The 6,925-nt window shown below is 37.8% G+C and carries 9 protein-coding genes; 8 read left to right on the forward strand and 1 reads right to left on the reverse strand.

Annotation, left to right across the window (positions count from 1 at the left end):
* Positions 1-4 precede the first annotated feature (4 nt).
* Genes C7384_RS04120 through C7384_RS04130 form a run of 3 tightly spaced genes read left to right on the forward strand, consistent with a single transcriptional unit; the run spans position 5 to position 3,867 of the window.
* A complete protein-coding gene (locus C7384_RS04120) occupies positions 5-2,395 on the forward strand; it encodes an endonuclease MutS2 (RefSeq protein WP_089938361.1) in 2,391 nt (796 codons plus the stop codon).
* A gap of 22 nt (positions 2,396-2,417) precedes the next feature.
* On the forward strand, positions 2,418-2,768 hold the full coding sequence (locus tag C7384_RS04125) for a hypothetical protein (protein ID WP_089938359.1): 351 nt from the start codon (positions 2,418-2,420) through the stop codon (positions 2,766-2,768).
* Between the two features lie 10 nt (positions 2,769-2,778).
* Positions 2,779-3,867 carry a metaphase chromosome protein 1 gene (locus C7384_RS04130; protein WP_089938357.1) on the forward strand — a complete coding sequence of 363 codons (1,089 nt, stop codon included), beginning with the start codon at positions 2,779-2,781 and terminating at the stop codon, positions 3,865-3,867.
* 11 nt (positions 3,868-3,878) lie between these two features.
* Here the strand turns inward: C7384_RS04130 and C7384_RS04135 are convergent, their stop codons facing one another.
* Positions 3,879-4,214: a hypothetical protein gene (locus tag C7384_RS04135; protein WP_089938355.1), complete on the reverse strand. Its 336-nt coding sequence runs from the start codon at positions 4,212-4,214 to the stop codon at positions 3,879-3,881.
* Between the two features lie 257 nt (positions 4,215-4,471).
* Here C7384_RS04135 and gmk point away from each other — a divergent pair, with 257 nt between their 5' ends.
* Genes gmk through C7384_RS04160 form a run of 5 tightly spaced genes read left to right on the forward strand, consistent with a single transcriptional unit; the run spans position 4,472 to position 6,703 of the window.
* Complete coding sequence (gene gmk, locus C7384_RS04140) at positions 4,472-5,071, forward strand: guanylate kinase (protein ID WP_089938353.1); 600 nt, start codon at positions 4,472-4,474, stop codon at positions 5,069-5,071.
* A gap of 20 nt (positions 5,072-5,091) precedes the next feature.
* Entirely contained in the window at positions 5,092-5,307 is a 216-nt protein-coding gene (rpoZ, locus tag C7384_RS04145; RefSeq protein ID WP_089938351.1) for a DNA-directed RNA polymerase subunit omega, read from the forward strand.
* A gap of 15 nt (positions 5,308-5,322) precedes the next feature.
* Entirely contained in the window at positions 5,323-5,901 is a 579-nt protein-coding gene (locus C7384_RS04150; RefSeq protein WP_089938349.1) for a peptidylprolyl isomerase, read from the forward strand.
* Positions 5,902-5,939: 38 nt separating this feature from the next.
* The gene (locus C7384_RS04155; RefSeq protein ID WP_089938347.1) at positions 5,940-6,317 is read left to right on the forward strand and encodes a CvfD/Ygs/GSP13 family RNA-binding post-transcriptional regulator; all 378 of its coding nucleotides are present in this window, start codon (positions 5,940-5,942) and stop codon (positions 6,315-6,317) included.
* An 11-nt stretch (positions 6,318-6,328) separates the two neighbouring features.
* Positions 6,329-6,703 (forward strand): hypothetical protein, encoded by a 375-nt coding sequence (locus C7384_RS04160; protein WP_089938345.1) that lies wholly within the window; start codon positions 6,329-6,331, stop codon positions 6,701-6,703.
* Positions 6,704-6,925: the final 222 nt, after the last annotated feature.

The following is a 6,925-nucleotide window of genomic DNA, read 5'->3' on the forward strand; positions in this document are numbered from 1 at the left end:
AATTATGAATACAAAAGTTCTGAAAACACTCGAATATGAAAAAATTAAGCAGCAGTTATTTGACTTTTTAACGACAGCCAGTGGTAAAAGTGAGGCTGAACAGTTAATGCCTAGTAGTCAAATTGATCAAATTAATGTTTGGCAACAAGAAACTGCTGAAGCAGTTATGATTGATCGCCTCAAAGGAGGGATTCCAATCGCCCAGTTAGCTGATATTGATCAGGAATTAAAGCGCTTGAATATCGGTGCCAGCCTAACGGCGGTTGAAATTTCAGCAATTAGTAAAGTTTTGACCAATACAGCTGGTGTTGCTAACTTTTTTGCCCAAATGACTGATGATCCGATTGGTGAATCGGTAGAACTGTTAGTTCAGCAAGCTGAATCATTGGTAGCCTTACCTGAGTTGACCAAACGTATTGCACAGGCTATTGATGATAATGCGCAGATTACCGATGATGCCTCCACCACTTTAAAACATTTGCGTGGCCGGATTATTGGACATGAGAATAGTATTAAACAAAAAATGCAAAATCATGTTCGGGGTAAAGCTGCTCAATATTTAAGTGAACCGATTGTCACGATGCGCAGTAACCGCTATGTAATTCCTGTTAAAGCGGAGTATCGTCATCAAGTTGCTGGGGTTGTCCATGATCAAAGTCAAAGTGGGTTGACCTACTATGTTGAACCACAAGACATTGTCGAACTTAGTAACCAACTAAGTGAGTTACAGGTTCAAGCTGCCAGTGAAGAACAAAAGATTTTGGCAGAAATTTCTCAAGTTATTGCTGAGCATATCGATGAAATTCGTAATAATGTTTTGATTTTGGGGCATTTGGACTTTGTTAATGCCAAGGCCCGCTTAGCTAAGAAAATGAAGGCCCTTCAGCCAGCATTAAGTGCTCAAGAGCATGTGAATTTGCAACAGGCTTGGCATCCACTCCTTGATCAAAAAATTGCTGTGGCTAATGATATTATTTTGGGTGAAGATTATAAAACCCTGATTATAACGGGCCCCAACACCGGTGGAAAAACAATCAGCATTAAAACTTTGGGTCTATTACAGCTTATGGCTCAATCTGGGTTATTTATAACCACTCGGCGACCATCAACAGTGGGGGTCTTTGAAGAAATATTTGCTGACATTGGGGATGAACAATCCATTGAACAAAATCTATCAACCTTTAGCTCACACATGGCTAATATTAAAAAGATTTTAAGTCAAACAAATGATCGTAGTTTAGTAATTTTAGACGAACTTGGTGCCGGAACAGATCCCGCCGAGGGAGCCGCCTTAGCCATGGCAATTTTAGATAAAATTGCCCAGTTAGGGGCTTATACGATTGCAACTACGCACTACCCTGAGCTTAAGGTGTACGGCTATGATCGACCTCAAACGATGAATGCTTCAATGGTATTTGATGTCACTACTTTGCGTCCAACCTATCAATTACTGATTGGTGTGCCCGGACAATCAAATGCCTTGGCCATCGCTAAGCGTTTAGGATTTACCGATGATATTATTGATAATGCTAAGAATCTTACGGATCCCGCCGATCACGATTTAAATCGGATGATTGAGGATTTAATTGCTCAACGGCGCTCGGTTAAACACGAGCGGGAAGCTTTAGAGACCCAACGTTTAGCTGTTACTAAAGAACAGCAGGATTTAACGGAAAAAAGCCAAAAGTTAGATCAAGAACAGGCTAAATTAATTCTTTCCGCTAAAAAAGAAGCCAATCATATTGTTGCCAATACTAAAAAAGAAGCCGAACGTCTAGTCAAAGAAATTCGTCAAGAACGTTTGGCGGCTGGACAAAAAGGTGGTCTTTCAGAGCAAGAATTACAAAAAAAGCGAAAATCACTGGCTGATTTGCATCAAAATGATCATTTAGAACGTAATCGAATTTTGAAAAAAGCAAAGTCGATTAAACAATTAAGCACTGGTGATGAGGTTGTCGTTCAATCTTATGGTCAACAGGGGACTTTGATTAAAAAGCACAGCAATGGTCAGTGGGAAGTTGAAATGGGCATTTTAAAAATGCTAGTGGACGAAGATGATATCGTTAAAAGCCAGGGAACCCAAAAGGCACAAAAACAAAAAAAGCAGCAACGCGTGGTTAAAACTACTGCAGCTGCGCCAAGTCGTGCTACCGTTAAATCTAAATTAGACCTACGTGGCGTGCGTTATGAGGCTGCCTTAACTGAATTAGATCGTTATTTGGACACTGCTGTCCTATCCAATTTGAGTCCGGTAGAAATTATTCATGGTAAAGGAACTGGGGCATTAAGAAAAGGTGTAACCGAGTTTTTGCGGACCGATCGAAGAGTCCAGGAATTCCACTTTGCTAGTGCTAATGCCGGTGGAGATGGTGCCACTATCGTCAGTTTGAAGTAATTATTTGTAAAAAAGGATTTTTATGTCAGAAAATAAAATTGAACCAGCAGATTTTCTATCGTCGTTGTTTTTGTATGCTCATGACTTCAATTTCAATCATATTGTTTTTGATGTCACCCGTTATAAAATTTCAGTCAGTCTATCACGTCGTTCTGCTCGATATGGGAATACGGATATGTTTTATACTTCAGCTGACGCCAAAGTTTTAGCCCGCGTAATGTCAGCTATTAATCATGCCATCGAGTTAGCAGAACTTGAAGGTAGTCAGCAGGCCACGGTCATGACACCGAACTTAAAGCGTGAGTCACAGATTTTTCAGTTTAAGCTACATGAGTTTGGGGCCGGTAAGTATCAATTAGACTTAAGTATTTAAGGGGATTATTTTGAAACAAGGAAAAGCATCACAAATAAAAAAAATTAAACATCAACGGACTAAGCACCGGTTCACTGAAAAGAAAAAATTAAGCGATTTTAATTTTGATGAATTTGTTGGTTTTTTAAGGGCACGCTATTTTTTAACCCGACATGATAAATTTGCACCAGAGACCTATGAAGTAGCCTCTTTTTTCTTGGATGATGTTCTAGCAAGTATGGTGCAGCAAAATTTCAGTAAATTTACCAGTAATGAACGGGTCATTGTTAATCTTAATGAAGTAATGCAGGCCACTCTAGTAAATAGTGACGACCGAGACTGGCGTTACTTCATTCTGTTGTTACCAGCCTTGTATGACTTACAAAAATTTTTGGCGCAAGAAGGCAGTGTGAACGATCGTTTTGGTGTTGCTAGCGCAAATTTTGATATTAATTTTTGGCGAATGATTATCCGCACTGTGGTTGCTTTGAATTATTTCCGTTTTCAGGGTAAAGATGTTACTGAGCTAATGAATTCATCCAATGCCATTGATGAACTACAATTTAAGTTTTTAAAAGTTAATGGTGATGATGATGACTTTGATTTAAACACTATTGACGAAGTATTCCGTGGGGTTACAGTTAAAATGGCACCACTAAAATTAGCAGATGCTGAAGCTCTTGCTCCAGTTTTAACTGCCGATGAAGTTGACTCAGAAATTCAATATGCCGAAAAACGCTTACCACAATTCCAGGAGAGTTCAATCAAGGGTGTTGTTAGTGAGAATGTTTTGAAAATGCTCTCAGCTTATCATCTAGGTTTAGCACAAAAGTATCAGGCTGTTCATAGTCAATGGACTGCACCATTGATTGAGACCTTTACGACTCATGACTTAATGAATTACTGGACCCCTCAATGGGACAATCTGGATGGTATCGGTGGTGAAGTTTCAAAGTATGTAACTTTTTTGGGCCAAAAAAAGGCTCTAACAAATAGTCAGGACCTAGTTTCCAAATTAGATGGTTTGAGTCACTATATTGATGTGCTAGCTTTAAATACACTTTTGGCTAATTTAAAGCTGAGTCAGGTGCAGGAATTAGGCCAAGTTAAAGAAAGCTAAGTCCTAAGTCATTAGTTTGATTCTAAGATTAGGTGACGTATCAATGCAGGGTTAATTAATAGTGGCTGGCGTTTGTTTAATAAGTAAATATAGAGGTCGCCAGCTACAGTTTGATGTAGCTGACCATAGTATTCAGATGTTGTTTCACTATAAAAAGATTGATTCATTTGAAGTTTAACGGGGATTTGTAGATTAACTGCCAGTTCTAACCGTTGAATAATCTCAGCTGAAGTTAGTTGTTTATTTAAAACGGGTACCTGAAACTTGGACCAAATATATTTAAGTAAGGGCTTTATTTTAGGACGAGTCCAGGAAATAGACAATGGTTGAGTTACTGAATTTTGCACGTTGATACCTCCTCGATATCTGATATTTTGATTATACGAACAAATGTTCTTTTTTGCAAGGCGGATTATTCATTAATTGTCTACTAACAATGATAATGATTGATATAACAGTGTTTTCCAGATATTATAAGGGGAACAAAGTTTTGCTTTCTGATTAGAATAAAATAAGTTTTTAATTTTATATAAAATTGAACTATAATGGATTAACTACTGTATTGTTACTGAATTGATAAATAACGTTTATAATGGGGAATTTTATGACGCAGCGCGGCTTATTAATTGTTTTATCGGGTCCCTCCGGTGTAGGAAAGGGAACGGTTCGTAAGGCTATTTTTGAAGAAGAAGGCATTGATTTTCGTTATTCGATTTCAGCCACTACACGCAAACCTCGTCCGGGTGAAAAAGATGGATTAGATTACTTCTTTGTCAGTCGAGAAGAGTTTGAAAACAAAATTCAAAATGGTGATATGCTGGAGTATGCCGAATATGTCGGTAACTATTACGGTACACCAAAGAGTTTTATTGATGAAACTTTGGCCAGTGGTCGGGATGTTTTTTTAGAAATCGATGTTCAGGGTGCCTTACAAGTTAAAACTAAAATGCCAGAAGGTGTTTATATCTTTTTGACTCCGCCCGATTTAACAAATCTACGTTCCCGTTTAGAAGGGCGTGGCACTGATTCACGAGAAGTTATCGAAAAGCGTGTTGCAGCTGCTAAAGAAGAACTTAAAATGATGATTAATTATAATTATGCCGTTGAAAATGACGTCGTTAGTAAGGCGGTTCAAAGGATTAAGGCAATCATTACTGCTGAACGTTTACGTGTTATTCGAGTTTTGGATCAAATTGATAATTAAGAACTAAATAGGAGATAAATATGTTACTTTACCCATCTGTTGATAAATTACTAGAACGTGTTGATTCGCGTTACAAATTAATTGCTTTGGCATCCAAGCGTGCCCGCCAATTAGACGCAGGTTTACCTGCTACCCAGGTTAAGTTCACTTCTAGAAAATCGGTCGGTGAAGCGCTAGAAGAAATTGAAGCTGGCGACGTTGTTATTGATCCCGTCGTGCAAAGCGAACAGGTATAATTGGGAGACGCTAAAATGGAATTTCCACAATTAGATATTGAAAATGTCACTGGAAGTGTTGTCGTTTTGACGACTTCTTTTGGTGACATTAAAATTAAACTATTTGATAGTCTCACTCCTAAAACAGTTGAAAACTTTTTAACTCATGCCAAGGATGGTTATTATGATGATGTGCCATTTCATCGTGTAATTAAAGATTTTATGATTCAAACTGGTGATCCACAAGGCACTGGTATGGGCGGAGAAAGCATTTGGGGCGGTAGTTTTGAAGATGAATTTAGTAATCAACTCTTCAATTTCCGCGGGGCCCTATCAATGGCTAATGCTGGTCCAAATACCAATGGATCTCAGTTTTTTATTGTTCAAGCCAATAAGGTTCCAGTTCAGATGGGGAGCATGTTAAATCGGCTGCCTGATGAAGTAAAAAAACATTATTTAGAAAATGGTGGTACACCCTGGCTGGATGGTAAACATACAGTATTTGGGCAGGTGATTGCAGGTATGGATGTAGTTGATAAGATTGCACAAAGCAAAGTGGATATGTATGATGCACCAGTGAATAAAATTGAAATTCAAAGTATGGAGATAAATTAATTTTTTAACTTACCGAATTTCAATGAAAAGGGGGAACCATGGCATATCATATTGGGCAAATTGTTCAGGGTGTCGTGACCGGAATCCAACCATATGGGGCTTTCATTCGGTTAGATGACCAGACTCAAGGCTTGGTTCATATCTCGGAGTTTAAATCTGGTATCGTAAAAAATTTAAAGGATGAATTGCGTGTTGGAGACTTAGTAGAAGTTGTTGTGCTTGATATTGATCAATACAACAATAAAATTAGTCTTTCTATTCGTCAGTTACAAATGTTTCCGTTAAGGGACTTGCCCATCATTAAAAATACTAATATCAGACGTCATTTTTGGACCAATCATCATCTGAACTTGGGTTTTACATCTATTGCCCAACAAAAAGATGAGTGGATTCAAGAAGCGTTAAATCGAATATAGGAGGTTGCGATATGACTATGATTGCAGCTACTGTAATTGCCTATCAAGATAATATTCCATATTTTTTAGTTAAAAAAACCAGTAATTCTTTTGATTTTTTATCGGTGAAAGAGCACTTGCATGATGATCAAACATCATTAGGCTGTATTTTAGATGCTTTTAAAAAAGCTGGTGTTCGTGATTTTTCACAGTGGCAGATTGGTGAATTAGCGGCTGTAAAGGGTGACAAAGGCAATTTAATGCCCTTATATTCTTTTGAGATTTCTGATTGGCAAAAAGTCCAAAAAGATCTTAAAGGGGATTTGATGTTTGAATCTGCAAACAAAATTCAAAATTTGTTAACTACCTTAAAACCCAGTGCTTTTACGGCTTTTGAGGATATTTGATACTTAATTTGAAATTAATTTCTAAAAAGTGCTTGCCAAGTATAAAATAACTTGGTATAGTAATAAAGTTCTGTTGCGAGTCAAGCAGCTGTCAACGACGACTTGAAAAAATTGTTGTTGACAAGCAGCAAGCAGCGTGATAGACTAATTAAGTTGTTTCGTAAGGGAGCAACGCAGTAGCACATTGAAAACTGAACAAAACTTTGAACAAACAAATCTGTA

Origin of the sequence: Convivina intestini (assembly GCF_003096575.1) — a bacterium.
Classification (GTDB): Bacteria; Bacillota; Bacilli; order Lactobacillales; family Lactobacillaceae; genus Convivina; species Convivina intestini.